The following is a 25,942-nucleotide window of genomic DNA, read 5'->3' as shown; positions in this document are numbered from 1 at the left end:
CCCTCACCCCCTGGCGGGGGAGAGGGGACCCTGCGGCGACACCGGGTTCCCTCTCCCGCACGCGGGAGAGGGTCAGGGTGAGGGCAGAACCGTCACACCGTCTTCAGGAACGCCTCGATCTCGGCCGGGGTGCCGACCGAGCTCGCCGCGAGGTCCGGGTCGATCCGCTTCACCAGACCCGCCAGCACCTTGCCGGCGCCGAGTTCCACGACCGTATCCACGCCCTCGGCCCGCATCGCCGCCACGCTCTCGCGCCAGCGCACCGCCGCTGTGACCTGCTGCACCAGCAGGTCGCGGATCTCCACCGGGTCGCTCACCGGCCGGGCGGTGACGTTCGCCACCACCGGCACCAGCGGCGGGCGCGGCGGCTGGGCGGCCAGCGCCTTGGCCATCGCGTCCGCGGCCGGCGCCATCAGCGCGCAGTGGAAGGGTGCGGAGACCGACAGGGGCAGCGCCCGCCTCACCCCCTTCGCCTTGGCGAGCGCGATCGCGCGCTCCACCGCCGCGGCAGCCCCGCTGATCACAACCTGGCCGCCGCCGTTGTCGTTCGCGACCTCCACCACCTCGCCCTGGGCTGCCTCGGCGCAGATCGCCCGCGCCTGGTCGAGCTCCACGCCGAGCAGGGCCGCCATGGCACCGACGCCGGGTGCCACCGCCTGCTGCATCGCCTCGCCGCGCAGGCGCAGCAGCCACGCCGCCGCGGCGACGTCGAACGCCCCCGCGGCAGCGAGCGCCGAGTACTCGCCGAGCGAATGTCCGGCCACCAGGATCGCCGCCGTGTCGATCGGCACGCGGGCCTCGTGCTCGATCACCCGCACCACCGCGAGGCTCATCGCCATCAGCGCGGGCTGGGCATTGGCGGTGAGCGTCAGCGCCTCGGCCGGGCCCTCGAACATCAGGGCCGAGAGCTTCTGCTTCAGCGCCTCGTCCACCTCCTCGAACACCTCGCGGGCGGGGGCGAAGGCGGCGGCGAGCTCGCGCCCCATGCCGACCGCCTGGCTGCCCTGGCCGGGAAACACGAAGGCACGGACGGGCATGACAGGAGCTTTCTCTGGCGTTTCCGGGAAGGCCGGCGGTGGTATGCGGCGGGGACGGGGCTGTCAAGAAATCGGCGCCCGTCCTTGCGCCCGCCGCGCCGATGCGTATAACCCGCCGGTTCCCTGCCGGCCGCGCGGCACGCGGCCGGCTATGTCCGTCTGACCGATCGGGATCGTCCCGGCGGCGGGACTGAGAGAAGCCGGAGGGACCGAGATGCCACTCTATGAATGCGTGCTGATCGCGCGCAGCGACGTCACGCCCCAGCAGGTCGAGGGGCTGGCCGACCAGATGGCCGCGGTGATCGGCGAGGGCGGCGGCAGCGTGGGCAAGAAGGAATACTGGGGCCTGCGCAACCTCGCCTACCGGATCAAGAAGAACCGCAAGGGCCACTACCTGCTGATGAACATCGACGCGCCGCCGCCGGCGCTGACCGAGATGGAGCGTCAGCTCAGGCTGAACGAGGACATCCTCCGCTTCCTCACCGTGCGGGTCGAGGCGCTGGAGGAGGGGCAGTCGGCGATCATGACCCGCGGCGGGCGCGAGGAGCGCGGCGAGCGCTCCGGCCGGTTCGGCGATCGCGGGCCGCGGCCGCCGCGCGGCGACCGCCCCGACCGGGGCGACCGGCCCGACCGGGGCGACCGGGGCGACCGGCCCGCGCGCGAGACCACCGGAGACTGAGCCATGACCGACAGCACCGAGACCATCGCCCCGGCAGGCCGCCGCACCGCCGTCGGCGCACGCCGGCCGTTCTACCGCCGCCGCAAGTCCTGCCCGTTCAGCGGGCCGAACGCGCCGGCGATCGACTACAAGGACGTGAAGCTGCTCTCGCGCTACATCAGCGAGCGCGGCAAGATCGTTCCCTCGCGCATCACGGCGGTGTCGGCGAAGAAGCAGCGCGCGCTCGCGGTCGCGATCAAGCGTGCGCGCTTCCTCGCCCTGCTGCCCTACCTCATCAACACCTGACGCGTGGCCGCGGCCGGATCGGCCGGTCGTGGGCATGGACCATGAGCACGGACGGCGGACGCAATGACGCTGCGCACCACGGCAACGCTGGCGGCGGGGCTGGTCTCCGCGCTGCTGGCGCTGGCCGCGCTGCGCGGCCTGCCGTTCGGCACCGTGCTGTTCTGGTTCTCGCCGTTCCCGCTGTTCGCCGCGGGGCTCGCCTTCGGCTGGCCGGCGGCGGCGCAGGCGGTGATGGCGGGTGCGCTGGTGGCTGCGGTCTCCGGCGGAGTGCCGGGCACCATCGCCTGGGTGCTGCTGTTCGCGATGCCGGCGGTGCTGCTGCTGCGACTGGCGCTGCCGGCGACGCCGGGCGCGCCGCTCGCGCTCGCGGTTCCCTTCGCGATGCTCGCACTCTGGCCAGCGGCGATGCTGCTGGCCGCGGAGCTTGCGTTTGCCGGTCAGCCGGGCGGGTTCTCGGGCGTGCTGCATGCGGTCGTGGAGCAGGCGCTCACGCGGATGGGCGCGCCGTCGGAGGTGGGCGGCGAGGACTTCGCGGCCATGATGGTGCGCATCAAGCCGCTCGCCTTCGCGCTCTGGTTCGGCGTGGTGATGGCGATGAACGCCTCGATCGCGCAACGCATGGTCGAGCGGCGGGGCCTGCTGATCGCCGCGCCGGCGCGCTGGTCGATGGCACTGCTGCCGGGCTGGTACTGGAAGCTCGCGGCCGGCGTGGTGGTGGCGGCGCTGGTGGTGCCGGGCGGGGCGGGTTTCGCGGTGCGCTCGGCGGCGATGATGCTTGCCGTTCCGCTCGCGCTCCAGGGCCTCGCGGTGGTGCACGTGGTCAGCCAGGGCCGGCCGGGCCGGCCGCTGATGCTGGGGCCGCTCTACGTCGCGCTCGTTCTGTTCACGGTTCCCGTGGGGGTCGGCCTCGCGGGGCTCGGCGTGGCCGAGCATTTCCTCAAACTGCGCGGCGGGCCGCCGCGCCCTGGCACGGGGCTCACGCCCCCGGAGGACTGAGATGGACGTGATCCTGCTGCAGCGGGTCGAGAAGCTCGGCCAGATGGGCGAGGTGGTGAAGGTCAAGCCGGGCTATGCCCGCAACTTCCTGCTGCCCGGCAAGAAGGCGATCCGCGCGACCAAGGAGAACCTCGCGCGCTTCGAGACCGAGCGTGCGCAGCTCGAGGCGCAGAACCTCAAGCGCCGCGAGGAGGCCGAACGGGTCGCCGAGCGCGTGACCGGCCTCGCGGTGGTGATGCTGCGCCAGGCGGGCGAGGGCGGGCAGCTCTACGGTTCGGTCTCGGCGCGCGACGTCGCTGATGCCGCGACCGGCAGCGGGCTCTCGATCACGCGCCAGCAGGTGCTGCTCGACACGCCGATCAAGACGCTCGGACTGCATCAGGTGCGCGTCATGCTGCACCCGGAGGTGATCATCCTGGTCACCGCGAACGTCGCGCGCACGGCCGAGGAGGCCGAGCGCCAGGCGCGCGGCGAGACCGTGCGCGGTGTCGAGGAGGAGGCGCTGCTCGCCGAGCAGCTGTTCGAGCCCGGCGCGGAGCCCGCCGGGACGGGCGAGCAGCCCGAGGTCTGAGCGCCCCCACGCTGCTGCCGCGCGCTTGGCCGCGACCGGCGCGCGGGCGTATCATGTGTCGAGTCGATCCCGGACCGCGCGCCGGACCGCGCCGCGCTTGCCGGGCGGTAGGCAGAGGGGCTGATGCGGCTGCTCGACACCCTGCTCAGACGCGTGATCGTGCTCGGCCGGCTGACCGTGGTCTGGCCGGACGGATCGCGCACGGCCTATGCGGGGCGGATGCCGGGTCCGCAGGCTTGCATCCGCGTCCATGACGGCGCGGCGCCGACCCGGATCGCGCTGAATCCGGGGCTCCGCTTCGGCGAGGCCTGGATGGACGGCGCGTTCACCGTCGAGGACGGGACGCTCTACGACCTGCTCGACCTGCTGATGCTCAATCTCGAGCGCGGCGGCGGCCACCCGGCGATGCGCACGATCGAGCGCGTCAGCACCTGGCTGCGCCGGCTGCAGCAGGCGAATCCGGTCGGGCGCGCGCGGCACAATGTCGCGCACCACTACGACCTCTCCGGGCGCCTCTACAGCCTGTTCCTCGACCGCGACCGCCAGTACTCCTGCGCCTATTTCCCGCGCGGCGACGAGACGCTCGAGGAGGCGCAGGTCGCGAAGAAGCGCCACATCGCGGCGAAGCTCGTGCTGACGCGCCCGGGCCTCAGCGTGCTCGACATCGGCTCGGGCTGGGGCGGCCTTGCGCTGACCCTCGCGCGCGAGTTCGGCGCCGACGTCACCGGCATCACGCTCTCGGCGGAACAGCATCGCGAGGCGACCGCGCGCGCCGCCGCCGAGGGCCTCGCCGAACGCGTGCGCTTCCGCCTGCAGGACTACCGCGAGGTCACCGAGACCTTCGACCGCATCGTCTCGGTCGGCATGTTCGAGCACGTCGGCGTGCCGCAATACGATGCGTTCTTCCGCGTCGTGGCGCGCTGCCTTGCGCCCGACGGCGTGGCGCTGATCCACGCGATCGGCCGGCCCGAGGGTCCGGGCATCACCAACGCCTGGCTGCGCAAGTACATCTTCCCGGGCGGCTACTCGCCCGCGCTCTCCGAGGTGCTGCCGTCGATCGAGCGCTCGCGGCTGCTGCTCACCGATCTCGAGACGCTGCGGCTGCACTACGTCGAGACCATCCGGCACTGGCGCGAGCGCTTCGCGCGCAACCGCGATGCGATCGCCGCGATCTACGACGAGCGGTTCTGCCGCATGTGGGAGTTCTATCTGGTCGCCTGCGAGCTCGCGTTCCGCCATCAGGGCCATTTCGTCTGGCAGGCGCAGCTCGCCCATCGCCAGGACGTGGTGCCGCTGACACGCGACTACATCGCCGAGACCGAGGCCGCAGCTTCGCGGCGCGCGGCATCCCCGGTTTCCACAGGGCTGTGAGTCCTTCTTCCCTCCCGCGTCCCGGCGCACGCGGTATGCTCCCCGCCGCCGCAAGGGGAGACGTCTGAGCAATGCCGTCCAGCACGATATCCGCGACGCGTGCGCGCGAGTCCGCGCCAGGCGATGCGCTGCTGGGCCTCGCGCTGCGCAACCCGCCGCAGAACCTCGAGGCCGAACAGGCGCTGCTCGGCGCGCTGCTGTCCAACAACAAGGCGTATGAGCGCGTCTCGGAGTTCCTCGCCGCGGAGCACTTCGCCGATCCGGTGCACGGGCGGATCTTCGCCGCGATCGCGCGGCGCATCGAGCGCAACCAGCTCGCCAATGCGGTGATGCTGAAGTCCGACCTGGAGAACGACGGCCTGCTCGAGGAGGTCGGCGGCACGGCGTATCTCGCCCAGCTCGTCAGCGGGACCGTCGGGGCGGTGAATGCCGGCGAGTACGGCCGGGTCGTCCATCACTGCTACCTGCGGCGCCAGCTGGTCGATATCGGCGAGGAGGTGGTGAACCGCGCCTTCGGCGATTCCGAGGGGCTCGATGCGCCGCAGCAGATCGAGGCCGCCGAGCAGGCGCTGTTCGATCTTGCCGCACGCGGCTCGGCCGATGGCGGCTTCGTCAGCTTCGAGCGTGCGCTCGCGCTCGCGGTCGACGGGGCCGAGCGTGCGTTCAAGCGCGCGGGCCATGTCTCGGGGCTCGCCACGGCGCTGCGCGACCTCGACGCGAAGCTCGGCGGGCTCCATCCCTCGGACCTGATCATCCTCGCGGGCCGCCCGGGCATGGGCAAGACCTCGCTCGCGACCTGCATGGCCTTCGGCGCGGCACGCGCCCTCGCCGACGAGGCGCGCCTGGCCGGGCTCGGCAAGGTCCCGCCGGCGGTCGCGTTCTTCTCGCTCGAGATGAGCGCGGAGCAGCTCGCCACGCGCCTGCTCGCCGAGGAGGTGCGCGTCTCGGCCGACCGCATCCGGCGCGGCGAGATCGCCGATCGCGACTTCGAGCGCTTCGTCGAGTGCTCACGCCGCATCGCCGCGCTGCCGATCATGATCGACGACACGCCGGCGCTGTCGATCAGCGCGCTGCGCACCCGCTGCCGGCGGCTGAAGCGCACCCAGGGGCTCGGCCTCGTGGTGGTGGACTATCTCCAGCTGCTGCGCCCCGCCCCCGGCACCCGGCCGGAGAACCGCGTGCTCGAGATCAGCCAGATCACCCAGGGGCTGAAGGCGATCGCCAAGGAGCTCGCGGTGCCGGTGCTGGCGCTCAGCCAGCTCTCGCGCGCGGTCGAGAACCGCGAGGACAAGCGCCCGCAGCTCTCGGATCTGCGCGAATCGGGAACGATCGAGCAGGACGCCGATGTGGTGATGTTCCTGTACCGTGACGAGTACTACCTCGCGCAGCGCGAGCCCAAGCTGATGACCTACGACAACCAGGCGAAGTTCGACGAGGCGCACGCGAAGTGGATCGCCGACATGGAGCGCGTGCACAACGTCGCCGAGCTGAACCTCGCCAAGCAGCGCCACGGGCCGACCGGCAAGATCGACCTGTTCTTCGAGGCCGAGTTCACCCGCTTCGCCAATCTCGATCGTCACCACGGCGCGCATGACGCGGATTGAGGCCGGCCCTCACCCTGACGCTCTTCCGCACGCGGGAGAAGGCACCCGGCGGCGGCGCAGCGTCCCCTCTGCCACGCCAGCGGGAGAGGGCCAGGGTGAGGGTGTTCGGCATGCCTGAACCCAGCGCCGTCCTCACGATCGATCTCGACGCGATCGCGGCGAACTGGCGCGCCCTTGCCATCAGCCATCCCTCCGGCCCGGTCGCGGCGGTGGTGAAGGCCGATGCCTACGGGCTCGGCGCGATCCCGGTGACGCGGCGACTGCTCGCCGAGGGCGCGCGCCACGTCTTCGTGGCCGAGTTCGACGAGGCGCTGGCGCTGCGCGACACCGTCCCGCGCGCGGTGATGCTCGCGGTGCTGCACGGTCTGGTCGCGGGCAACGAGGCCGCGGCGGCCGAGGCCGGGATCGTGCCGGTGCTGAACGAGCTTGGCGCGGTCGCGCGCTGGGCGGCGCACGCCGCGGCGCGCGGCGTGCGCCTGCCGGCGATCCTCCAGATCGATACGGGAATGAACAGGCTTGGCCTCGGCCGGCGCGAGCTCGAGCTTCTGGCGCAGGACCGGGCGGCGCTGGACGCGCTCGACCTCCGTTTCGTGATGACCCATTTCGTCGCCAGCGAGGAGGCCGCGAACCCGCTGAACCGCGAGCAGGTCGCCCGCTTCGATCGGCTGCGCGCGTTGCTGCCCCCGGCGCCGAGTTCGGTCGCCAACTCCTCGGGGATCTTCCTCGGTGCGTTCGCGGCCTCCGATCTGGCCCGCCCCGGAGCGGCGCTCTACGGCATCAATCCCACCCCGGGCGCCGAGAACCCGATGCGCACGGCGGTTGCGCTCGATGCGCGCATCCTCCAGCTCCGCGAGATCGAGGCGGGCGAGAGCGTCGGCTACAACTCCACGTGGGTGGCGACCCGGCCGTCGCGCATCGCAACGGTTGCAGCGGGCTACGCCGATGGCTATCTACGGAGCCTCTCGGGCCGCGGCGTGGGCATCGTCGGCGGCCGCCAGGTGCCGCTTGCAGGCCGGGTTTCGATGGATCTCCTCACCTTCGACGTGACCGACGCGCCAGAGGCCGCCACAGGCGGGTTCATCCGCCTGATCGGGCCGGACCTGCCACCCGACGTGGTGGCGGAGCGGGCGGGCACGAATGCCTACGAGATCCTGACCTCGCTCGGGGCGCGGTATCGCCGGCGCTATCACGGCGTCGCGTGACCGCCGCCCTCGATGGTCTCGCCGCGATCGGGCGCGGCCTGTTCAGCGTGCTGTCGGCCGCCGGCGCCGTGACGCTGTTTGCCGCGGTGGCGCTCAGCCACATGGTGCGCCCGCCCTTCTATCCGCGCCTGCTCCTGCGGCAGATGATCGACATCGGCTACTTCTCGCTGCCGGTGGTGGCGCTGACGGCGATCTTCTCCGGCATGGTGCTGGCGCTGCAGTCCTACACCGGCTTCGCGCGCTTCTCGGCCGAGGGGGCGGTCGCGACGGTGGTGGTGCTGTCGATCACGCGCGAGCTCGGCCCCGTACTCGCGGGGCTGATGGTGGCCGGACGGATCGGGGCTGCGATCGCGGCCGAGCTCGGCACCATGCGCGTGACGGATCAGATCGACGCGCTCACCACCCTCTCGACCAACCCGATGAAGTATCTCGTGGTGCCGCGGATCGTCGCCGCCACGCTGGTGCTGCCGATGCTGGTGCTCGTCGCCGACATCCTCGGCGTGCTGGGGGGATTCACGGTCGGCGTGCTGAAGCTCGACTTCCACCCCGGCACCTACATGGCGCGCACCTGGGAGTTCCTGGAGGTCCAGGACGTGATCTCGGGCCTCGTCAAGGCGGCGGTGTTCGGGTTCATCATTGCGCTGATGGGCTGCTACCAGGGCTACCACTCGAAGGGTGGCGCGCAGGGCGTGGGTGCTGCGACCACGAATGCGGTGGTGTCCGCCTCGATCCTGATCCTGACCTTCAACTACGTCATCACGGAGTTGTTCTTCGCGCGATGAGCACGCCGCCGAAGATCCGCATCCGCGGGCTGTCCAAGGCGTTCGGGCCGAAGCGCGTGCTCGACGCGCTGGACCTGGACGTGCCGGCCGGGCGCGGCCTCGTCGTGATCGGCGGGTCGGGCTCGGGCAAGTCGGTGCTGATCAAGTGTGTGCTTGGCCTGATCGAGCCGGACGCGGGCACGATCGAGATCGACGGGCGCAACGTTCTCGCGATGTCGCGCACCGAGCGCGAGGCGGTGAACGCGCATATCGGCATGCTGTTCCAGCAGGGCGCGCTGTTCGATTCGCTGCCGGTTTGGGAGAACGTCGCCTTCGGCCTGCTCGCGCGGCGGATGATGACGCGGCGTGAGGCGAAGCCGCGCGCGGTGGAGATCCTTGCCCAGGTGGGGCTCGGCGCGGATGTCGCCGACCTCTCGCCGTCGGAGCTCTCGGGCGGGATGCAGAAGCGCGTCGCCCTCGCGCGCGCGATCGCCGCACGGCCCGACATCATGTTCTTCGACGAGCCCACCACGGGGCTCGATCCGATCATGGGCGCGATCATCGACGCGCTGATCGTCGAGCAGGTGAAGCGGCTCGGCGCGACCGCGTTCTCGATCACGCACGACATGGCCTCGGCCCAGCGCATCGGCGACACGGTGGCGATGATCCATGGCGGCAGGATCATCTGGCAGGGACCGGCCGACGCGATCCGCGAGAGCGGCAACCCTTATGTCGAGCAGTTCGTGCGCGGATCGAGCGAGGGGCCGATCCGGATGGAGGTGCGGAAATAGGGGCCGGTCGCGGCCAGTTCCTGGACTTATGTCTGTGTCGCCATGAAGGTGAGTGGCAGTAGCAGCTCGAGTAACGGAGCCAGAACCGCGGATTCGATGCCCGACAACGGAGCACGGCAAGCGCAGGAGAGGGTTCGGGATGCACGCACACACGGCGCACCCTCCCTAGACCTCAGGGGCCTCGGCCTGACCACGTTGCCTCGGCAGATTGGCCGTCTCACTGCGCTGCGCGACCTCGATCTTTCCGGAAACCGGTTGATCACGCTGCCTCCAGAGATTGGCAAACTCACGGGGCTGCAACACCTCAATCTCTCAGGGAATGAGCTAACGACATTGCCACCTGAGATCGGCCAACTCAAAGCGCTGCAGAGCCTCGCTGTCGCCGGAAGCCGGCTGACCAACCTGCCGGGCGAAATCGGCCAGCTTACTGCTCTGCAAAGCCTGATTCTCGCCGGGAATCGGTTGACGACGATGCCGCCAGAAATCGGCAAGCTCCGCGCACTTCAAACCCTCATTCTCTCCAGAAACCGGCTAACCGCGCTGCCTGCGGAGATGGGTGGCCTGCATACCCTTGAGGATGCGGCCGAGGCTAGGCCAAGAGCCGGCGGCCTTAATGTCGAGAAGAACCCCCTTCCGGCGCCCTATCCTGCCTTGATTCGCGAGGGTCAACCGGCCGCGACACGCAATGTGCTCGCGTGGCTACGCGGACAGCTAGATCCAGCAACACTGATTGATGAGCCATTGCGTGGACCGAAGCGCGAGGCGGCGCACGAACCGCCACCGCTACCCGCACCCGGCGTTGGATTGCATTTCGTCCTGAATCAGAAAGGGCTGATCGACCTCGCGCCGCCGGAGGACCTTGACCGCGAGGGAAACAACCTTCGTCGGCTGCGCAGCCTGCACCCTGAGTTGCAGGAGCTCGCGCGAGCAGTTGTCGCCGCGCTTCGCGAGGGGAACCGACCGCACTCCGTGCTGCTGGCGGCGGCGGAGGCCTATCAGACCCTGATCGACCAGCCGCTGGAGGCGATCGTTTCCGCGCAGCTCTATGTGCGCGGCGTCCGGTTGGCGAACGCCAAGGCGGCAGCAGATGCGGCGATCGCCTCCGATGACCTTCCGCCGCTAGCCCCCGACGCGCAGGAGGCGGCGGAGTCGCTGCTTGCGGTGCATGGTCCGTTCATCCTGGCGACGCGCGAGGGCAACGAGGCGATCGCCGAGGAGCAGCGCTATCGACGCCGGCCAGACGAGGAACGCAAGTTCCGTGCGGCGACGAGGGCCTTCGCGGATGCGCTGCGGGAACACCCGGAGATCATCCGACCCGCCGCCGCGGCGGCGCTCAGTGAAGCTGCCGATGCCGCCGGCGCGGGCCCCAACGTCGCGCGGAGCGGGATCGTCGCCGGTGGTGCGGTACGCAACGTCACGATCGTGCTGCTGGCCGGGGCCTCGGCGTCCGCCCTTCCGGTGATCGGCGGGCTTGTCGCCGGCACCGTCGGTGGATTTGCCGGTGCGGCGGCCGGTCTCTTCGTCGGCGATGCCATCCGAAAGTCCAAGCCATTCGAGGCGTCCAGGAATCTGCTCACTCGACATCTGGACAAGCTGAGCGACGCGGACGCGATGCGTTTCGTCGCGACGCTGCGACGCGCGCGCGACTTCTGTCTCAGCTTCGAGCCAGAGCTCCGACGCCTCGCGCGGCAAGGCGAGTGGTTCGCCTGGATCAACCGCTCACTTGATTGGATCAAGGCCCGCAACCGGAACGACACGCCAGGGTAGGGCTACCGGTTCGGAGAGCCGCCAAAGTGCGGCTGCTGCGGATAGTCGTGCGGCTCCCGCCCGCCTTCGCGCTTGACATATCTGTCAACGCATGCCCTATCCTTTGAACAAATCTGCCCAGGGAGGGAGCCATGCTGGTTGCCGAGAAGACTGCCTTCGCCGTCGTGCCCACCGGGGCCGCGCTCGGCGCGACCATCGAGGGCTTCGATCCCGCCCGTGCCAGCGCGGCCGAGATCGCCACGGTCCGCCGCGCGCTGCTCGACCACCTGGTGATCCGCATCCGCGACACCGACATCACCGACGCCGAGTTCGAGAATTTCGGCAAGAAATTCGGCACGCTCAAGCCCTCGCCGGACTTCACGCGCTCGCGCCCGGTCTACCTCCAGGACGCGCCGAACGTGACGATCATCAGCAACGTCACGGAAGACGGCAAGCCGATCGGCGAGCACGGCGACGGCGAGCTGCACTGGCATACCGACCTCGCCTTCACTGACGAGCCCTCGGCGCACACCATGCTGCTCGCGCGCGAGGTGCCGCCCATCGGCGGCAACACCAGCTTTGCAAATATGTATGCCGCGCTCGAGGCCCTGCCGGAGACGACGCGCGCCCGCATCGCGCGACTGACCTGCAAGCACCAGGCGAGCCACAACGCCCAGGGCGGCCGCCGCCCCGGCTACAAGGACATCGAGACCGAGGATGTGCGCGAGATGCCGGGGCCGATCCATCCGCTCGTGCGCACCCACCCAGACACCGGTCGGCAGGCGCTGTTCCTCGGCCGCCGCTTCGGCGCCTACATCCCCGGGCTGACCCTGGAGAAGAGCGAGGCGCTGCTTGACGAGCTGTGGTCCTACGCAGCGCTACCCGAGCACACCTGGACCCAGGAATGGCGCCTGGGCGACCTCATCGTCTGGGACAATCGCTGCACCATGCATCGGCGCGACGCCTTCACCGGACAGGGAAGGCGGCGCATGCACCGCCTCACCACGCTCGGCGAGCGTCCGTTCTGAGGGTATCCGTTCCGGGGCCAGACCAATGGCGGCCGACGCGGCGCCGCGCGCGAAGCCGACGCTCGCCGAGCGCGTGGCCGAGCAGCTGCGCCGGCTGATCGACCGCGGCGAGTTCCCGCGCGACTGCCGCCTGCCGACCGAGTTCGCGCTCTGCCGCCGCTTCGGCGTCTCGCGCCCGGTCGTGCGCGCCGCCCTCGCGATCCTGCGCGAGGGCGGCTATGTGCGCTCGCTCAAGGGCTCGGGCACGGTCGTGCTGAAAGGCCCCGAGCCGGGCGGGCTCGCCTTCCCGCTGGTCCGCACGATCGGCGACATCGAGCAGTACTACGAGTTCCGCGCCGCCCTCGAGGCCGAGACCGCCTCGCTCGCGGCCGCGCGCCACACGCCGGCGAGCCTGGGCGCGATCGCGGCGGCACTCGCCGAGGCCGAGGAGATGGCCCGCCTCGGCGCCACCGAGCTCTCCGGCGACATCAACTTCCGCTTCCACCGCGCGATCGCGCGCGCGACCGAGAACGCCTTCCACGTCGCCGCGATCGACGCGCTGCCGAACCTGATCGGGCTCGGCCCGCTGGAAGTGCGCCACGCCGGCCACACCGATCCGGGCGCGCGCAACCAGGTGATCCTCGACGAGCACCGCGCGATCCTCGAGGCGATCCGCCGGCGCGAGGCGGAACGCGCCGCGGCCGAGATGCGCGCGCACATCCTCGCGGCACGCCGCTTCGTGTTCCACCGCCATCCGGCGCGGCTCGCTGCCGCGCCGATCTCCGCCACAGGCCGGGAGCAACCCGGCGCCATCAGGGAGCAGACGCCATGACGACACGCCGGGCCATTCTCGCGGGGGCTGCCGCCGCCCTCGCCGCCCCTGCGCTGCGCGCGCAGACCGCACGCTTTTCCATCATGAGCCATGCCGTGCACCGCAACGTCGTGACCGGCGAGCGCGGCGGCGACTCGACCGCCGCCTGGCGCGCGCGCCACAACCGCGAGATCGAGTGGCTGACCTTCGGCGTCGAGGCCGTGCACGAGCGGCTCTACCGCGAGGCCCAGCTCGCGCAGGGCGCGGTGGACATGGCGTTCCTGCTCGAGCGCTACGGCGGGCCGCACATCGCCACCCTGTTCGAGGACCTGCGCCCCTACATGGACGCGGCACCGATCGAGGCGTTCGACGAGATCTCACCCTCGATGGTCGCCGCGCACACCTATGGCGGACGGCTGATCGGCATCCCGTTCCGCCACGCCACGCACGGGTTCTTCTACAACGAGGCGCTGATGCGCGAGCGCAACGCCACCCGCGCACCCGAGACCTTCGAGGAGATCATCGCGCTCGCCGAGCAGCTCACCTATGCGCGCGCTGACGGCACGCGCGTCGCCGGCTACGCGCTCTCGATGGACGACCCGTCCTCGACCGTGGACATCATCCGTGCCCATGGCGGCGACTTCATCACCCGCGACTACCGCTTCGTCGCCGATGAACCGCCCGCCGTCGCCGCGGTCACGCTGCTGCGCGACTGGTTCCGCAAGGGCGTGCTGCCGCGCAACGTGATGACCTTCAAGACCGAGGAGGTGATCACCGCGATGCAGCAGGGCCGCGCCGCGCTGACCAACCAGCCCTTCGGCCGGCTGGTGAACTACAACCACCCGCAACAGAGCCGTTTCCCCGGCGAGATCAAGGTCACGACGCTGCCGATGATGGAGAAGGCCGGCGGCCGCGGCGCGCTCGTGCCGGCGAAGACCTCCGTCTGGGCGATGGCGATCCCGCGCAACTCGCCGAACAAGGAGCTCGCCTGGGAGCTGATCCGCGAGATCTCCTCGAAAGAAAGCACGATCCGTGCCGCGCTGAACGGCAACGGCCCCGTGCGGATGAGCGCCTATGACGATCCGCGCGTGCGGGCGCGTGTGCCCTATGCCGATCTGGAGCGGAAGGTGCTGCCGATCGCCGGCCTGACGCTGCCCGGCTTCGCCGAGGCCGGCAAGGCGATGGACATCATGATGGAGGAGGTGCAGCGCGCGCTGATCGGCCAGGCCGAACCGCTCGCGGCGATGCGCTCCGCCAAGGCCCGGATCGAGCCGCTGCTGCCCCAGGCATGAGTCCGGCGGACGGCCACGCCGCAACGGCCGCCCGTCCCCTTCTTGCGGCGGCGGCGCCCGCCCGCCGCCGCAGGCGCGGGTTCGGCTCGACGCAGCCCGGCCCGGCGCAATGGGCGCTGCTCGCGCCGGCGCAGCTTCTGCTGCTCGGGCTGATCCTGCTGCCCTCGATCTATGTCGGCTGGATGAGCCTTCAGCGCGTGACCTTCGGCGCGCCGACCGAATTCGTCGGGCTCGACAACTGGGCCGCGCTGATCGCCGATCGGGCGTTCTGGCGCGCGGCGTGGAACACGTTCCTGGTCGTCAACGTCGTCGTCTATGGCGAGCTGCTGCTGGGGCTCGGCCTGGCGCTGCTCGCCGCCGGCTGGATGCCGTTCCGCAAGACCTTCATCGCCCTGCTGATCGCGCCCTACGCGATCAACGAGGTCTCGGTGGTGGCGATGTGGCGCTACGTGCTCGAGCCCGATATCGGCATGATCTCGTGGCTGCTGGTGCGGAGCGGGATCGGCCAGCTCGACTGGTCGGTCGATCCGACCGACGCGCTGCTGCTCGCCTCGCTGCTCGGCATCTGGTCGCACACGCCGTTCACCTTCCTGATCCTGTACGCCGCGCTGCTTGGCGTGCCGCGCGACCAGGTGGAGGCGGCGACAGTGGATGGCGCGAGTGCCTGGCAGGTGTTCCGGCACGTCACCGTGCCGTTCATCCTGCCCGCGGTGCTGGTCGCGCTGCTGTTCCGCTACATCACCGCGATGCGGCTGTTCAGCGAGATCTGGCTGCTGACCGAGGGCGGACCGGCGCGCATGACCGAGGTGCTCGCGGTCTATCTCTACCGCAACGCATTCCGCTACCACGAGTTCGGCCTCGCCTCGGCGACCGCACTCGCGATGGCGCTGCTCTCACTCGCGGTCGCCTCACCCTATCTGATCGTGGCGTGGCGGAAGATGCGCCATGCGTAGCCCCGGCACGCTCGGCAAGACGTGGCGGCTCGGCGCGGCCGCGCTCGCCATCGCCTGGTCGGTGTTCCCGATCGCGCTGGTCGTGCTGTCGTCGTTCCGCCCGCAGCGCGACATCTTCCGCATCCCGCCCTCGCTGATCTTCGCGCCCACGCTCGACAACTACGAACGGCTGCTGCGCGACTGGCCGTCCTTCTTCCCCGACATGCTGAACAGCCTGATCATCACCGTCGGCGCGACGGTGGTGACGGTCACCTTCGCGACCTTCGCGGGCTACGTCTATGCGCGCTATGCCGGGCGGCTGCTGATCGCCTCGGCGTTCTTCATGGTGGTGGTGCGGATGATCCCGCCGATCGTGGTGACGCTGCCGCTGTTCCCGCTGTTCTCGTGGCTGCGCCTCTCCGACACGCATCTCGTGCTGATCCTGCTCTACTCGGCGTTCTTCGTCAGCCTGGGCAGCTGGATCATGCGCGCCTTCGTGCAGCAGGTGCCGCGCGAGCTCGAGGAGGCGGCCGTCGTGGACGGCGCGGGGCTGCGCCAGATCCTCTGGCGCGTGGTGCTGCCGCTGGTCGGCAACGGCGCCATGGCGGCGGGGCTGTTCGTCGCCGTGTTCGCGTGGAACGAGTTCGTGTTCGCGCTCGTGTTCACCACCCGCCATGCGCGCACGGCGCCGCTGGTGATGAGCGAGATGCTGAGCACGATCGAGGGTGTGGACTGGGGCGTGCTGTTCGCCGCGGCGACGATCCAGCTCGCGCCGGTGCTGCTCTGCGTGCTCGCCGCGCAGCGCTACGTGGTGACGGGGCTGACGGTCGGCGCGGTGAAGGGGTAGCGGGGCTCAGCGCGGCACAACGCGGATCGCGAGCCGCGCGGCGCTGACACCCTCGATCGCCGCGGCGCGCGCGAGCAGCCGGTCCACATCCGGATCGGGCAGCGGTGCGAGATCGACGGACGCGAGATCGTCCGGCAGCAGCGGCAGCACCGGCGCGCGGCCGAACAGGCACACGACCTGCTCCTCCACGTTGGGCGTCTCCGGCACGATCTGGAACGGCCAGCCTGAGGCGGGAATCTCGACCGTGCGGCCGGCGGTCACCGCCGCGTCCGGCGCATGCGCGTTCGGCAGCACGCGCACCAGCGAGCCGTCGCCGAAGCGCCAGAAGCAGACGAGATGCCCGTCCTCCGCCACGGTCGCGCGCAGCACCAGTGGCACGCCGACCTGCGCGGGCGCATCGCCGCGGTCGGTGGTCAGGCGCGGCGCGGATGGCCGGGCGAGCGTGCGCGTCGCCACCGGCGCGGCCGCGATCTCGGCGGAGACCGTTTCGGACTCGGCGCCGGGCAGCGACGCGAGCACGGCCTCGATCGACTCGCCCAGCGGCTCGAGCGCGGCGCGCAGCCGCGGCGGGAGCTGATCGACCACGCTCGCGCCGGCCTGCGCGCAGGCGAAGCGCACGGCCGCCCCGCCCGTCTCGGGCACGATCTCGAACCCCATGGCGGCGTCGGGGATGCGCAGCTCGCGGCCGGCCGTCACCGCCGAATCCGGTCGCCCTGGGTTCGGAAACACCCGCATCACCTGTCCGGCGACGGTCTGGTAGAAGCAGGCGAGATGGCCGTCGCGGCCCGGCGTGACCGACAGGATCAGCGGCCGTCCGGCGCGCACCTCGCCGCCTGGGGCGAGCAGCACCAGCCGCGGCGGCACCGCGGCGACCGGCGCGGGCATGGCCACGGCCGGCGGCGGCGCCGGCACCGGCGCGGGGTCGGGCACGGCGGCCGGCGGCGTCAGCGGGCTGGTCACCGTGCCGTCGTAGCGCGCGGCGAAGCGCCGCCCTTGCAGGCTCAGCTCGATCTCGGCGTCGCCGCCGGCGAGTGCCGCGCGCGGGTTGCCGATCCGCCCGTCGATCGCGATCCGGTCGTCGCGCCACGTGCCCTGCCCCGCGATGGAGGCCGGCGCGTCCAGCCGGTCGAGCCCGAGCCGCAGCGTCTCGACCGGCACCGCATCGAATCCCGGCAGGCTCAGCTGCCCGACGCTGACCGTCAGGTCGGCCGCGACGTCGAGCGCGGCCTCGCGCAGGTTCGCCCCGCGCAGCGAGAGCGCGAGCTGGCCGCTGACCGGCCCCGCCAGCGCATCGAGGTCCTGCCCGGTCAGGCCGCGAAACAGCGTCGCCGCGTCCGCCCCGGCGAGGTCGAGTGCCGCCGTGGCGGCGAAGGCGGACGCCTCCGTGGCGTCGAGCCGCAGCGTCACGCCGGCGCGGCCGCCGGCGAGCGCGACCTCGCGTGCCTCGGCCGACAGCACGCCCCCCTCCAGCCGCGCCGCGAGCGCGGTGCGCCCGAAGCCGAGCGCGCCGTACGAGGCCTGCTCCGCGGCGAGGTCCAGCGCACCGTCGAGCGCGCGCAGCACCTGGCCGGCGCCGGAGGTCGCCACCTCGAGGATGCGGCGGAGATCGGCGGCCTCGGTCGCGAGTGCGGCGGTCAGGCGCGGGCGCGCGCCGGACCGGTCCACCTGGAGGCGGCCGATCGCCGTGCCGCCGGCCAGCTCGAACCGCGCATCGTCCAGCTCCAGGCTGCGTCCGGCCACCGCGAGCTGGCCATCCACCCGCGCAGGCGCGGCGAGCTCCGCAGAGGCGGTCGCGTCCACGCCGAGCCAGGCGAGGAAGTCGGCGAGGTCGCGCGTCTCGAAGCGCAGCCGCCCGCGCGCGGCGAAGGGCCGTGGCGTCTGGTCGGCGACGAGATGGAGCCGCGCGCCGCCGAGCGTCAGCTCGGCCTCGCTGGCGAGGGCGCCTCCGCTGACGAGCCGCCCCGCCGGCCCGACGCGCGCGACGACATCCACCGGCCGGCCGTTCAGCCGGAGCCCGCTCTCGATCAGCAGCGGCCGGTCGCGGCCGGCCAGGGTCAGCGCAATGCGTGCCCCGTCGATCGCCCCGCCGCGCAGCGCCGCGTTCTCCACCACCAGCCGGCCAGTGCCATCGAGGCTCGCGAGCAGGTCTGCAGCCGTGACGCCCCGCGCGACCAGCGCGAGATCGCCGCGCGCCGTGCCAGTCAGGCCGGCGAGCCCGGTGGCCTCGGCCATCAGCGGGCCGATCGCGACGTCGCGCAGGTCGAAGGCGGTGTCGAGGCGGGGCCCGCCCTCGCCGGGGACGAAGCTGAGCCGGCCCACCAGCCTCCCGCCATAGAGCCCGAGCTCGCGCAGCGCGGCACTCAGCCGCCCGTCGGTGAGGCCCAGCTCCACCGCGGTCGGGCCGGCGGTCAGCCCGCCGAGCACCACCGTCTCGGCCTCCAGGGCGAGGCCCGCGTCGAGCCGGCGCAGCAGCGCGTGTCCCGGCGCGGCGGCGAGCCGGTCGAACACGGCGCCGAGGTCGAGCCGGTCGGCCGTCAGCCGCCCGGACAGGACGGGGCGCGCCCCGCCGGCCTGGGCGGCGAGGGTCGCGGTGAGCGTGCTCCCGCCGAGGCGGACGCGGGCCTGATCGAGCGTGACCTGTCCAGCCCGGACCGCGAGCCGGCCGGTGCCGTCGAGCTCGGCGGTGCGCAGGGTGATCCGGCCCTCGGCGCCGGCGGCGCTCAGCCGCCCTGCGAAGGACCCGGCGAGCGCCGGATCGGCCACCGTGACGGACAACTCCGCCGGGCCACCCTCGGCGGCCGGGCGGAGCGTTGCGGCAAGGCCGGTGAGGGTCGCGGTCTGGCCGGTGGCGGCGTCAGTCAGGTGCAGGGTTGCGTCGGACAGCACCATCCGCCCGGCGGCCTCGACGCGGCGCGGCAGGGGCCCGGCCAGCACGCCGCGCTCGGTGAGCGTCAGCGACAGCGCCGCACGGTCCAGCGCGAGCTCGGTGAAGCGGAACGCGCCCGTGAGCAGGGCCAGCGGATCGAGCGCTCCTGTGAGCCGCACCGCCGCGAGCCCACCCCCGGCGCTGCCGGGCGCGCCGACGCGCAGATCCTCGGCGACCAGGCGCGGCACGGGCAGCAGGCTCAGCCGGACCGGTCCCGCGACCGTCGCGGGCTGGTCGAACGCGCCGCCGATCAGCCCGCCCGCGGTTGCGCGCAGCCGCGCCTCCGACATCAGGCTCGGCGCGACCAGCAGCACACCGGACGCGGCGACCAGCGCCGCGACGAACCCCACGAGGACCAGCCTGACCGTGCGCATCTCCCCGTCCTCCCCGGCGCGAGGGTAATCCGGGGGCGGGGCCGGCGGGAAGCGCGCTATCCCTGCCCGGGCTCCGTCGCCTTCACCACCCTGCGCGGCTCGCGCGACTTGCCCTGGGCGGCGAGCTCCTCGAGGTAGCGGGCCCAGCGCGTCGCGTACTCGCGGCCGAGCTGGTGCAGGTAGTCCCAGGAGTAGATGCCGGTGTCGTGCAGGTCGTCGAACACGATCCGCACCGCGTAGTTGCCGACCGGCTCGACCTTCAGGATACCGACATGCGCGCGGCCCCAGACCAGCACCTTCTGGTCGGGCGCGTGGCCCTGCACCTCGGCCGAGGGGCTTTCGACGCGCAGATACTCCGCCGGCAACACGAACCGGGCGCCGTCGTCGAAGGTGACGGTCAGCGTGCGGTCGGCCCTGGAGGCGCGGATCTCGACCGGGGCGGGCATCAGCCCACCTTCGACGGCCCGGCCGGCACCTCGATCGGACGCGCCTCGTCGGGCAGCATGATCGGGATGCCGTCGCGGATCGGGTAGGCGAGCCCGGCGCGCTCGCTGACCAGCTCGCCGCGCTCGCGGTCGTAGCGCAGCGGCCCCTTGGTCACGGGGCAGACCAGGATCTCAAGCAGGCGGGGATCGACCTCGGTCATGATGCAGCCTTCAGGACAGGGGCTGGCCCGGCTCGGGGCCCGGGCCGCCATGCGCGCCCATCTCGATCAGGGCGAGCAGCATCCCGGCGCGCTCATCGAGCGTGGCCGCCTCGAGCAGCGCCTGCTTCTCGCGCGGATCGAACGGGCAGATCATGCAGAGCGTGGTCACCAGCGCCGCATCCGGCGTCTCCTTCACCGCCTGCCAGTTGGCGTCGATCCCCTTGGCGCGGAAATAGGCGCGCAGCGCCTGCTCCAGCCGCTCGCGGTCGAGCGCGGGCCTGACCTCCAGGTCGAGGTCGTCGGCGAAGTCCGTGTAGTCGGCCCGCACCCGCCGGTACCCGCGCCGCAGCGCCAGCTCGGCCGCCACCCGGAAGCGGATGATCCCGGTCAGCGTGATCAGCAGCCGCCCATCCTCGGTCTCGCTGAACGAGGAGAGCCGGCCGAGGCAGCCGACCCGGAACAGGCCGGGGCCGTTCGGTGCCGGCTTCTCCGTCGCGTTGGGCTGGATCATGCCGAACATCCGCCCCTCGGCGAGCGCATCCAGCGTCATCGCCAGGTAGCGCGGCTCGAAGATGTTGAGCGGCAGCCGACCCTGCGGCAGCAGCAGCGCGCCGGTCAGCGGGAAGACCGCGATCTCGCCGGGCAGGTCCTCGAAGGCGGGGTGCCAGGCGGAGGCGGTCGTCACGACGCTCAGCTGAACAGCAGGGTGGAGAGGCGACGGCGCGCGGCCACCGTGACGTCGTCGGTCAGCCCCCACGCCTCGAAGAACTTCAGAAGCTGCAGCCGCGCGGCCTCGTCGTTCCATTTGCGGTCGCGGCGGAGGATCTGGAGCAGCTGCTCGGCCGCCTCCTCGCGCTTGCCGATCGCGTTCAGGGCGACTGCGTAGTCGAAGCGCGCCTGGTGGTCGTCGGCATTGGCGGCCAGCCGGGCCTGGAGTGCCGCGATCTGGCCCTGCGCCTCGCGCCCCTGCTCGGCGACTTCCAGCGCGGCCTTCACGCCCTGGATCTCGGCGTGGCTCTCGACGTTCGCGGGGAGCGTCGCGACCAGCGCCTTGGCCTCGTCGGTGCGGCCGAGGGCGATCAGCGCGCGGCCATAGAGGCCGATCGCCTCGGCGTTCTCGGGCTCCTGCTGGACGAGGGCCTGGAGGATCTCGGCCGCTTCCTCATGGTTGCCTTCGCCAGCCGCCTCCTTCGCGGCGGCGAGCAGGTCGGCGGTCGGCATCGTCCCGCCCGCCATCTGCACCAGCCGTTCGACCCACTGCTTCACCTGGCTCTCGGGGAGCGCGCCCTGGAATCCGTCCACCGGCTGGCCCTGGTAGAAGGCATAGACCGTCGGCACCGACTGGATGCGGAGCTGCGCGGCAAGCCGCTGGTTCTTGTCGATATCGACCTTCACCAGCCGCACGCGCCCGCCCGCCCCGCGCACCACGCGTTCCAGGATCGGGGTGAGCTGCTTGCACGGCCCGCACCAGGTCGCCCAGAAGTCGACGATCACCGGGATCTCGCGGCTCGCCTGGATCACGTCGGCGACGAAGGACGCCTCGGTCGTCTCGGTCACCGGGTCGGGTGCGGCCGCGTCGCCGGTTCCGCCCTTCTGGGGGTCGAAGATGATTTCCATGGCCTTTCGGGCGCCTCTGTTCGCGTCGCTGGGGGTGTCCGCCCGCCCATAACATGACCCCGCCCGGGGCGTGAACAAGCCCGGCTCAGGCGGCGGCGGTATCCAGCGCGTCGAGGGCGACCAGGCGCGGCGTGTGCCCGGTGGCGGCGAGGAAGGCGCGGAACCCCTCCGGCGTGACCGAGGTGGTCGCCTCGTTGGTCAGCGGGTGGGCGTTGATGCGGGCGTAGCGGCCGGAGAGCAGCGCCTCGTCGAGCACGAACGCGACCCGGTGCCCAGGGTCGTTGATCAGCGCGAAGGGGGTGACGGCGCCGGGGATCACGCCGAGGAGCGCGGTCAGTTCCTCGGCCGAGGCGAAGGACATCCGCGGGACGCCGAGCGCGCGGGCGAGCGCGCCGACGGGAACGCGCCGGTGCTCCAGCATGGTGACGAGGCGGAACGTGCCTTCCTTGTCCTTGAGGAACAGGTTCTTCACGTGCGCGCCCGGGATGGTCTCGTGGAGGCGCAGGTCCTTCGTCTGCTCGACCGTGAACACGGGTGGGTGCCAGTGGGTGGTCTGGTCGATGCCGAGTTCGGCGAGGCGGTCGAGCAGGTCCTGAGGCGTGAGCGGCATGGGGCGGGGATAGGGCGTCCAGGCGCGGGCGGCAACGGGGCGACACTTTACGACTTTACGACTTTATCGCTTTATCCGGCCGCGCAGCGGGGCGAGGGGGCCACGAAGGGGGGTGGCGCGCGGAGTGTAGTGGCGTGCTGCGTCAGGATTGGGCGTGGGTCGTGCAGGGGGTGTGGGGGACCAGCGTGGTCCCCCACGGGTTTTCTTGTGTTTTCTTGTGGGGCGCGGAGAGCGCGCGCGCGAAGACGGCGCCGCGTCAGTCCTCCGCAGCGTAAAGGTCTTCGAGAAGAGTGGACTGGTTCGCCGCGAAGCGCCGTCGCACGAATGCGTCCGCGTCCTTGGCGAGGGCGCCGAGGGCGTCTGGTGGCGTCGCCGGGTTCTCCGCGACACACCTTCGCACGTCCCCGTGCGCATCCAAGGCGAGGTCGCCAAGGGCGTCGGGTGGTGTCGCAGGGTTCGAGGCGACACACCTTCGCACCTCTGCGTCCGCATCCTCGGCAAGGGCGGCAAGCGTCTCGGGCGGCGTTGCTCTATTCCACGCGACGCACTTTCGCACGTCTGCGTCCGCATCCTCGGCGAGGGCGGCAAGCGTCTCGGGCGGCGTTGCCCTATTCCACGCGACGCACTCCCGTACGTATGCATCTGCATCCTTGGCGAGCGCGGAGAGGGTGCCGGATGGCGTCGCCGGGTTCAGCGCGACGCGCCATCGCACGTCTGGGTGCGCGTCGTTGGCGAGGGCGGCGAGGGTGCCGGGCGTCGTCGCCCCGTTCCTCGCGACGCTCTGTCGTACGTCTGCGACCGCGTCCTTTGCGAGGACGGCGAGGGTGTCGGGTGACATCGTCGCGTTCTCCGCGACGCCCCGTCGTACGTCTGCGCTCGCATCCTTGGCCAAGGTCGCGAGGGTCTTCGGCGGTGTTGCCGTGTTCTGCGCGACCCTCCATCGCACATATACCTCATTGTCCTCGGCGAGGGCGGCGAGCGCTTCAAGCGTCGTCGCCGCATTCTGGGCGATGGCCCCTCTCACGTGCGCTTGGTTGTCCTTGGTGAGGGTGGCGAGAGTTTCAGGCGGCGTTCCGGTATTTTCACCGGCGCTCGATCGAACGTCTGCGTTTGCATCCTTGGCGAGGGCGGCGAGGGTCTCCGGAGGCGTCGCTGGGTTCCCCGCGACGCGCCGTCGCACCTCTGCATCCGCATCCGTGGCTAGGGCAGCGAGGGTTTCGGCCGGCGCAGCGGTGTTCCCCGCGACGCCCCGTCGCACCTCTGCGTCTTCGTCTTCGGCGAAGGCGGCGACAGTGTCGGGCATCCGTGCCATTTTGTGCGTCGCGCGCCATCGCACTTCTGCATCTGTATCATTGACGAGGATAGCGAGGGTCTGGAGCGACGTAGCCGTGTTCCATGCGACGCTCTGGCGCACGTCTGAGTTCGCATCCAAGGCGAGGGACGTGAGGGCGGCGGGTGCGATGCCCGCCATCCTGGCAATGGCGATGCGAACCATGGCCGGCGCGCCAGACGCTCCCAGCAGCGGATCGGTGAGCACGATGCCGGCCCGCGCGAGCAGCCGCAGCGCGACCCGCATCGGGCTGCGGCCAATCCGCCAGAGCACCGATGGGTCGGCTCGGTGCCGCGCGCGCCAGTCCGAGACGAACGCTTGAAGGACCGCCTCGACCTCCGCACGGCGACTAGCAGCGTCGTGCAGCGCGAGCAACAGCCCCAGTGCTTCCTCCGCGCGCAGATCGGCCCAGTGCGCGTCCAGAACGTCTCGCAGGGGCCGGCCGAGCCACGCGCGCGCAAGGTGGAATTCCTGGAACGTCAGGTGCGGGAACGCGACGCGCTCGCGCCGCTCGTCGAAGGTCAGCAGTCCGCTGACGCGCAGCGCCTCGCGCAGCGGGCCGGTGATCGCGGCCTGCACCAGCGCGGTTTCGTCCGCCTCGATGCGGGCCACGCCCGTCGTTTCCGCGAGCGCCGCAAGCGCAGCGTCGCGCTCCGCCGTCAGCGCCCGCTCCGCCCGGCCGGCCAGCTTGCGCTGCCAGAGCGTGCGCGTCGCCTCAGTGTAGAATGCGGCGCGGTTCGCTGGCAGCGTCAAGGTGTCGCAGACCTCCGCCACCAGCGACAGCAGCAGCGGGCTGGCGGCCAGGGGTCGCAGCGCGGCGTTCGCGTCCAGAGCGCGGATCAGAGCGGGCGCGCGCGCTGGGTCCTTCCCGTCCGCGTCCAACGCAAGGCGCAGATACGCCGTCTGCTCGTCGCCCGGCTTGAGGTCGAGGATGCGCCACGGCGGCGTGTGCCGGCCGGCGACCTCGCGCTGCACCTGCTGGAATACGGCGGTGCGGCAGGTCAGCGCCACCGCGCCCGGCAGCGCGCCGATCGTATCCCACAGCGCGGCGTCGCCCGGGTGGCCGGAGACCTCGTCCAGCCCGTCCAGCAGCCAGACCGGCGTGACCAGCCGCCCCGGCCGATCAAGCACCGACGCCGATGCGCATCCCTTCGCCACGGCCTGACCGGCCGCCAGCGCGTGGTCCCACAGGCGATCCGCCACGGCCTCGGGCTTCCCGCGCATCGTCTCCGGGGCAAGCTCGCGCAGCCGGACCAGCACCGGCACGGCCATGCCCAGACGCGTCGCCCCCAGGCCGCGCAGCCAGCTCGCGTGCCAGTGCTCCAGCAGCCAGCTCTTGCCGGCCCCCGGCTCGCCCAGGATCACCCAGGGGCGGTCGGGCAGCGCCGCGCGCAGCAGCGCCAGCATAGCCGCCTCGGCGAACTCCTCGACCTCCTCCGGTGGCGCGCTCAGCGACTCGCGCCACGCATCCTCGTCGCGCGTCCGGTGCCGCCACTCGTCGGCATGGTCCCCCTCGCGCCGGATCGGCCGTGGCTTCGGCAGGCCCAGGGTGAGCGGAAAGAACTCCATGGATCGTCAGGCGGCGAGGAACGGCTTCAGCGCCTTCTCCGCCAGATCGACCACCGCCTTCACCTGCGGGGCGCGGCTCAGCAGCGTGGTGAGTGCGTCCATCACCCGCTTGGCCCAGCCGCGCTTCTCGTCGTCCGGCGCGTCCGGCGGTGGGCGGTCGCGCAGCGCCGCCTCCGCCGCCTTCGCGCTCTCGGCGGTGTCACCCGTCAGCCCCGCCTGCACCGCGCGGAGTTCGTGCAGCACGGCCGCCAGTTCGCCCGCCGTGATCCCTGCGCTGAGGGTGATCGTCGCCCCGGTGGTGCCGTGCCCGCCCAGCGTCGCGCCGGCGCCGAACTGCGCGCCCCGCGCGTCGATCACCACACTCCCCGCCGGCGCCTCCGGCTCCGGCAGCACCTCCACGCCGCCACCCCAGACGAGCCGCACCGCGTTGGCCTCCGCCAGCCGCGTGACCAACGCCGGCAGCGCGGCCGCGTCGATCCCGGCCGCGTCCGCCAAAGCCTCGACCTCAGCCGCCGAAAGCCTCGCCGCGCCCAGCCGCGCCTTCGCGCGCAATGCGCCCAGCAACACCGCCGCCTGATCCATCCCGCCCTCCCGGATGCGCACAGTATCGCAACCGTAACCCAAACGGTTCCCGCCTGGGAACCGAGGCCGCCGGGGAGCATTCGCAATCTCGCGTGGGACTGCGCGGATCATTGGCTGAACCGGTCCTGGACCAGGATGGCAACCCACGCCTCGCCAGCGCGGCTCACGTGGAAGAACACCAGCGCCAGGGTAAGCGTCCACCGCTTCGCGGCCAAAACAAACCGTGGGGGAAAGCGACTGTCTTGATGGTCAAGCGTTTTGCCACGGGCGTCGATCCCTGAGGATGGCGTTGAGGATGGTGAGGAGTTTGCGGGCGACCGCGATGAGGGCGACCATTCTTGGCTTTCCTGCGTCGC

General features: G+C 71.7%; 24 protein-coding genes and 1 pseudogene. 15 read left to right on the top strand and 10 right to left on the bottom strand.

Annotated elements, in window-relative coordinates; translation table 11 throughout:
- Nucleotides 1-92: 92 nt before the first annotated feature.
- Nucleotides 93-1,037, bottom strand: coding sequence for an ACP S-malonyltransferase (fabD, locus tag ACTIFU_RS11425; RefSeq protein ID WP_439578432.1), 945 nt, complete (start codon nt 1,035-1,037; stop codon nt 93-95).
- Between the two features lie 214 nt (nt 1,038-1,251).
- Between fabD and rpsF the strand changes: the two genes are divergently transcribed.
- The 15 genes from rpsF to ACTIFU_RS11350 all read left to right on the top strand — a co-directional run bounded on the left by rpsF (nt 1,252) and on the right by ACTIFU_RS11350 (nt 15,932).
- Nucleotides 1,252-1,716, top strand: coding sequence for a 30S ribosomal protein S6 (gene rpsF, locus ACTIFU_RS11420; RefSeq protein ID WP_439578431.1), 465 nt, complete (start codon nt 1,252-1,254; stop codon nt 1,714-1,716).
- 3 nt (nt 1,717-1,719) lie between these two features.
- On the top strand, nt 1,720-2,001 hold the full coding sequence (gene rpsR, locus ACTIFU_RS11415) for a 30S ribosomal protein S18 (RefSeq protein WP_439578430.1): 282 nt from the start codon (nt 1,720-1,722) through the stop codon (nt 1,999-2,001).
- A 63-nt stretch (nt 2,002-2,064) separates the two neighbouring features.
- A complete protein-coding gene (locus ACTIFU_RS11410) occupies nt 2,065-2,997 on the top strand; it encodes a hypothetical protein (RefSeq protein WP_439578429.1) in 933 nt (310 codons plus the stop codon).
- A 1-nt stretch (nt 2,998) separates the two neighbouring features.
- The gene (gene rplI / locus ACTIFU_RS11405) at nt 2,999-3,568 is read left to right on the top strand and encodes a 50S ribosomal protein L9 (RefSeq protein ID WP_439578428.1); all 570 of its coding nucleotides are present in this window, start codon (nt 2,999-3,001) and stop codon (nt 3,566-3,568) included.
- 120 nt (nt 3,569-3,688) lie between these two features.
- On the top strand, nt 3,689-4,939 hold the full coding sequence (locus ACTIFU_RS11400) for a class I SAM-dependent methyltransferase (protein WP_439578433.1): 1,251 nt from the start codon (nt 3,689-3,691) through the stop codon (nt 4,937-4,939).
- Nucleotides 4,940-5,010: 71 nt separating this feature from the next.
- Entirely contained in the window at nt 5,011-6,543 is a 1,533-nt protein-coding gene (locus tag ACTIFU_RS11395; RefSeq protein WP_439578427.1) for a replicative DNA helicase, read from the top strand.
- A 110-nt stretch (nt 6,544-6,653) separates the two neighbouring features.
- A complete protein-coding gene (gene alr, locus ACTIFU_RS11390; RefSeq protein WP_439578426.1) occupies nt 6,654-7,745 on the top strand; it encodes an alanine racemase in 1,092 nt (363 codons plus the stop codon).
- A complete protein-coding gene (locus ACTIFU_RS11385; RefSeq protein WP_439578425.1) occupies nt 7,742-8,527 on the top strand; it encodes an MlaE family ABC transporter permease in 786 nt (261 codons plus the stop codon). Before alr ends, ACTIFU_RS11385 begins: the two co-directional genes overlap by 4 nt.
- Nucleotides 8,524-9,297, top strand: coding sequence for an ABC transporter ATP-binding protein (locus ACTIFU_RS11380; protein ID WP_439578424.1), 774 nt, complete (start codon nt 8,524-8,526; stop codon nt 9,295-9,297). Before ACTIFU_RS11385 ends, ACTIFU_RS11380 begins: the two co-directional genes overlap by 4 nt.
- Before the next feature lie 96 nt (nt 9,298-9,393).
- Nucleotides 9,394-11,064 (top strand): leucine-rich repeat domain-containing protein, encoded by a 1,671-nt coding sequence (locus ACTIFU_RS11375; RefSeq protein ID WP_439578423.1) that lies wholly within the window; start codon nt 9,394-9,396, stop codon nt 11,062-11,064.
- A 131-nt stretch (nt 11,065-11,195) separates the two neighbouring features.
- Nucleotides 11,196-12,071 carry a TauD/TfdA dioxygenase family protein gene (locus ACTIFU_RS11370; protein WP_439578422.1) on the top strand — a complete coding sequence of 292 codons (876 nt, stop codon included), beginning with the start codon at nt 11,196-11,198 and terminating at the stop codon, nt 12,069-12,071.
- Between the two features lie 25 nt (nt 12,072-12,096).
- A complete protein-coding gene (locus ACTIFU_RS11365; RefSeq protein WP_439578421.1) occupies nt 12,097-12,882 on the top strand; it encodes a FadR/GntR family transcriptional regulator in 786 nt (261 codons plus the stop codon).
- Entirely contained in the window at nt 12,879-14,153 is a 1,275-nt protein-coding gene (locus tag ACTIFU_RS11360) for an ABC transporter substrate-binding protein (protein ID WP_439578420.1), read from the top strand. Before ACTIFU_RS11365 ends, ACTIFU_RS11360 begins: the two co-directional genes overlap by 4 nt.
- Nucleotides 14,150-15,106: a carbohydrate ABC transporter permease gene (locus ACTIFU_RS11355; protein ID WP_439578419.1), complete on the top strand. Its 957-nt coding sequence runs from the start codon at nt 14,150-14,152 to the stop codon at nt 15,104-15,106. The genes ACTIFU_RS11360 and ACTIFU_RS11355 overlap by 4 nt, the downstream gene beginning before the upstream one ends.
- Nucleotides 15,099-15,932: a carbohydrate ABC transporter permease gene (locus ACTIFU_RS11350; protein WP_439578418.1), complete on the top strand. Its 834-nt coding sequence runs from the start codon at nt 15,099-15,101 to the stop codon at nt 15,930-15,932. The genes ACTIFU_RS11355 and ACTIFU_RS11350 overlap by 8 nt, the downstream gene beginning before the upstream one ends.
- A gap of 6 nt (nt 15,933-15,938) precedes the next feature.
- On the opposite strand, the gene ACTIFU_RS11345 is transcribed toward ACTIFU_RS11350, so the two are convergent.
- The 9 genes and pseudogenes from ACTIFU_RS11345 to ACTIFU_RS11305 all read right to left on the bottom strand — a co-directional run.
- Nucleotides 15,939-19,232: a DUF4384 domain-containing protein gene (locus ACTIFU_RS11345; RefSeq protein ID WP_439578417.1), complete on the bottom strand. Its 3,294-nt coding sequence runs from the start codon at nt 19,230-19,232 to the stop codon at nt 15,939-15,941.
- 56 nt (nt 19,233-19,288) lie between these two features.
- Nucleotides 19,289-19,678 (bottom strand): gamma-butyrobetaine hydroxylase-like domain-containing protein, encoded by a 390-nt coding sequence (locus ACTIFU_RS11340; RefSeq protein WP_439578416.1) that lies wholly within the window; start codon nt 19,676-19,678, stop codon nt 19,289-19,291.
- Nucleotides 19,678-19,878, bottom strand: a complete 201-nt coding sequence (locus ACTIFU_RS11335) for a Trm112 family protein (RefSeq protein WP_439578415.1) — start codon at nt 19,876-19,878, stop codon at nt 19,678-19,680. The genes ACTIFU_RS11340 and ACTIFU_RS11335 overlap by 1 nt, the downstream gene beginning before the upstream one ends.
- A gap of 10 nt (nt 19,879-19,888) precedes the next feature.
- A complete protein-coding gene (locus tag ACTIFU_RS11330; RefSeq protein ID WP_439578414.1) occupies nt 19,889-20,563 on the bottom strand; it encodes an LON peptidase substrate-binding domain-containing protein in 675 nt (224 codons plus the stop codon).
- Nucleotides 20,564-20,568: 5 nt separating this feature from the next.
- Nucleotides 20,569-21,495: a thioredoxin gene (gene trxA, locus ACTIFU_RS11325; protein ID WP_439578413.1), complete on the bottom strand. Its 927-nt coding sequence runs from the start codon at nt 21,493-21,495 to the stop codon at nt 20,569-20,571.
- An 85-nt stretch (nt 21,496-21,580) separates the two neighbouring features.
- Nucleotides 21,581-22,105: a prolyl-tRNA synthetase associated domain-containing protein gene (locus ACTIFU_RS11320; RefSeq protein ID WP_439578412.1), complete on the bottom strand. Its 525-nt coding sequence runs from the start codon at nt 22,103-22,105 to the stop codon at nt 21,581-21,583.
- A gap of 256 nt (nt 22,106-22,361) precedes the next feature.
- Nucleotides 22,362-24,842 (bottom strand): NACHT domain-containing protein, encoded by a 2,481-nt coding sequence (locus ACTIFU_RS11315; RefSeq protein WP_439578411.1) that lies wholly within the window; start codon nt 24,840-24,842, stop codon nt 22,362-22,364.
- A gap of 168 nt (nt 24,843-25,010) precedes the next feature.
- Complete coding sequence (locus ACTIFU_RS11310) at nt 25,011-25,586, bottom strand: hypothetical protein (RefSeq protein WP_439578410.1); 576 nt, start codon at nt 25,584-25,586, stop codon at nt 25,011-25,013.
- 249 nt (nt 25,587-25,835) lie between these two features.
- Nucleotides 25,836-25,942, bottom strand: a pseudogene (locus ACTIFU_RS11305) (IS110-like element ISMex17 family transposase); the annotation flags it as partial.

It is taken from the genome of Elioraea sp. (genome assembly GCF_051860475.1).
In the GTDB taxonomy this organism is placed as follows: domain Bacteria; phylum Pseudomonadota; class Alphaproteobacteria; order Acetobacterales; family Acetobacteraceae; genus Elioraea.
The sequence above is the reverse complement of the archived record's forward strand: the minus strand, read 5'-3'. Positions and strand labels throughout refer to the sequence as shown.

What these genes read in the sequence shown, in the direction of transcription:
- ACTIFU_RS11320 (WP_439578412.1), bottom strand. Translation starts at nt 22,105, where the DNA reads ATGCCGCTCACGCCTCAGGACCTGCTCGACCGCCTCGCCGAACTCGGC.
- rpsF (WP_439578431.1), top strand. Translation starts at nt 1,252, where the DNA reads ATGCCACTCTATGAATGCGTGCTGATCGCGCGCAGCGACGTCACGCCC.
- fabD (WP_439578432.1), bottom strand. Translation starts at nt 1,037, where the DNA reads ATGCCCGTCCGTGCCTTCGTGTTTCCCGGCCAGGGCAGCCAGGCGGTC.
- ACTIFU_RS11350 (WP_439578418.1), top strand. Translation starts at nt 15,099, where the DNA reads ATGCGTAGCCCCGGCACGCTCGGCAAGACGTGGCGGCTCGGCGCGGCC.
- trxA (WP_439578413.1), bottom strand. Translation starts at nt 21,495, where the DNA reads ATGGAAATCATCTTCGACCCCCAGAAGGGCGGAACCGGCGACGCGGCC.
- ACTIFU_RS11355 (WP_439578419.1), top strand. Translation starts at nt 14,150, where the DNA reads ATGAGTCCGGCGGACGGCCACGCCGCAACGGCCGCCCGTCCCCTTCTT.
- ACTIFU_RS11360 (WP_439578420.1), top strand. Translation starts at nt 12,879, where the DNA reads ATGACGACACGCCGGGCCATTCTCGCGGGGGCTGCCGCCGCCCTCGCC.
- ACTIFU_RS11335 (WP_439578415.1), bottom strand. Translation starts at nt 19,878, where the DNA reads ATGACCGAGGTCGATCCCCGCCTGCTTGAGATCCTGGTCTGCCCCGTG.
- ACTIFU_RS11365 (WP_439578421.1), top strand. Translation starts at nt 12,097, where the DNA reads ATGGCGGCCGACGCGGCGCCGCGCGCGAAGCCGACGCTCGCCGAGCGC.
- ACTIFU_RS11310 (WP_439578410.1), bottom strand. Translation starts at nt 25,586, where the DNA reads ATGGATCAGGCGGCGGTGTTGCTGGGCGCATTGCGCGCGAAGGCGCGG.
- ACTIFU_RS11345 (WP_439578417.1), bottom strand. Translation starts at nt 19,232, where the DNA reads ATGCGCACGGTCAGGCTGGTCCTCGTGGGGTTCGTCGCGGCGCTGGTC.
- ACTIFU_RS11395 (WP_439578427.1), top strand. Translation starts at nt 5,011, where the DNA reads ATGCCGTCCAGCACGATATCCGCGACGCGTGCGCGCGAGTCCGCGCCA.
- ACTIFU_RS11375 (WP_439578423.1), top strand. Translation starts at nt 9,394, where the DNA reads ATGCCCGACAACGGAGCACGGCAAGCGCAGGAGAGGGTTCGGGATGCA.
- ACTIFU_RS11410 (WP_439578429.1), top strand. Translation starts at nt 2,065, where the DNA reads ATGACGCTGCGCACCACGGCAACGCTGGCGGCGGGGCTGGTCTCCGCG.
- rplI (WP_439578428.1), top strand. Translation starts at nt 2,999, where the DNA reads ATGGACGTGATCCTGCTGCAGCGGGTCGAGAAGCTCGGCCAGATGGGC.
- rpsR (WP_439578430.1), top strand. Translation starts at nt 1,720, where the DNA reads ATGACCGACAGCACCGAGACCATCGCCCCGGCAGGCCGCCGCACCGCC.
- alr (WP_439578426.1), top strand. Translation starts at nt 6,654, where the DNA reads ATGCCTGAACCCAGCGCCGTCCTCACGATCGATCTCGACGCGATCGCG.
- ACTIFU_RS11340 (WP_439578416.1), bottom strand. Translation starts at nt 19,678, where the DNA reads ATGCCCGCCCCGGTCGAGATCCGCGCCTCCAGGGCCGACCGCACGCTG.
- ACTIFU_RS11370 (WP_439578422.1), top strand. Translation starts at nt 11,196, where the DNA reads ATGCTGGTTGCCGAGAAGACTGCCTTCGCCGTCGTGCCCACCGGGGCC.
- ACTIFU_RS11380 (WP_439578424.1), top strand. Translation starts at nt 8,524, where the DNA reads ATGAGCACGCCGCCGAAGATCCGCATCCGCGGGCTGTCCAAGGCGTTC.
- ACTIFU_RS11315 (WP_439578411.1), bottom strand. Translation starts at nt 24,842, where the DNA reads ATGCTGGCGCTGCTGCGCGCGGCGCTGCCCGACCGCCCCTGGGTGATC.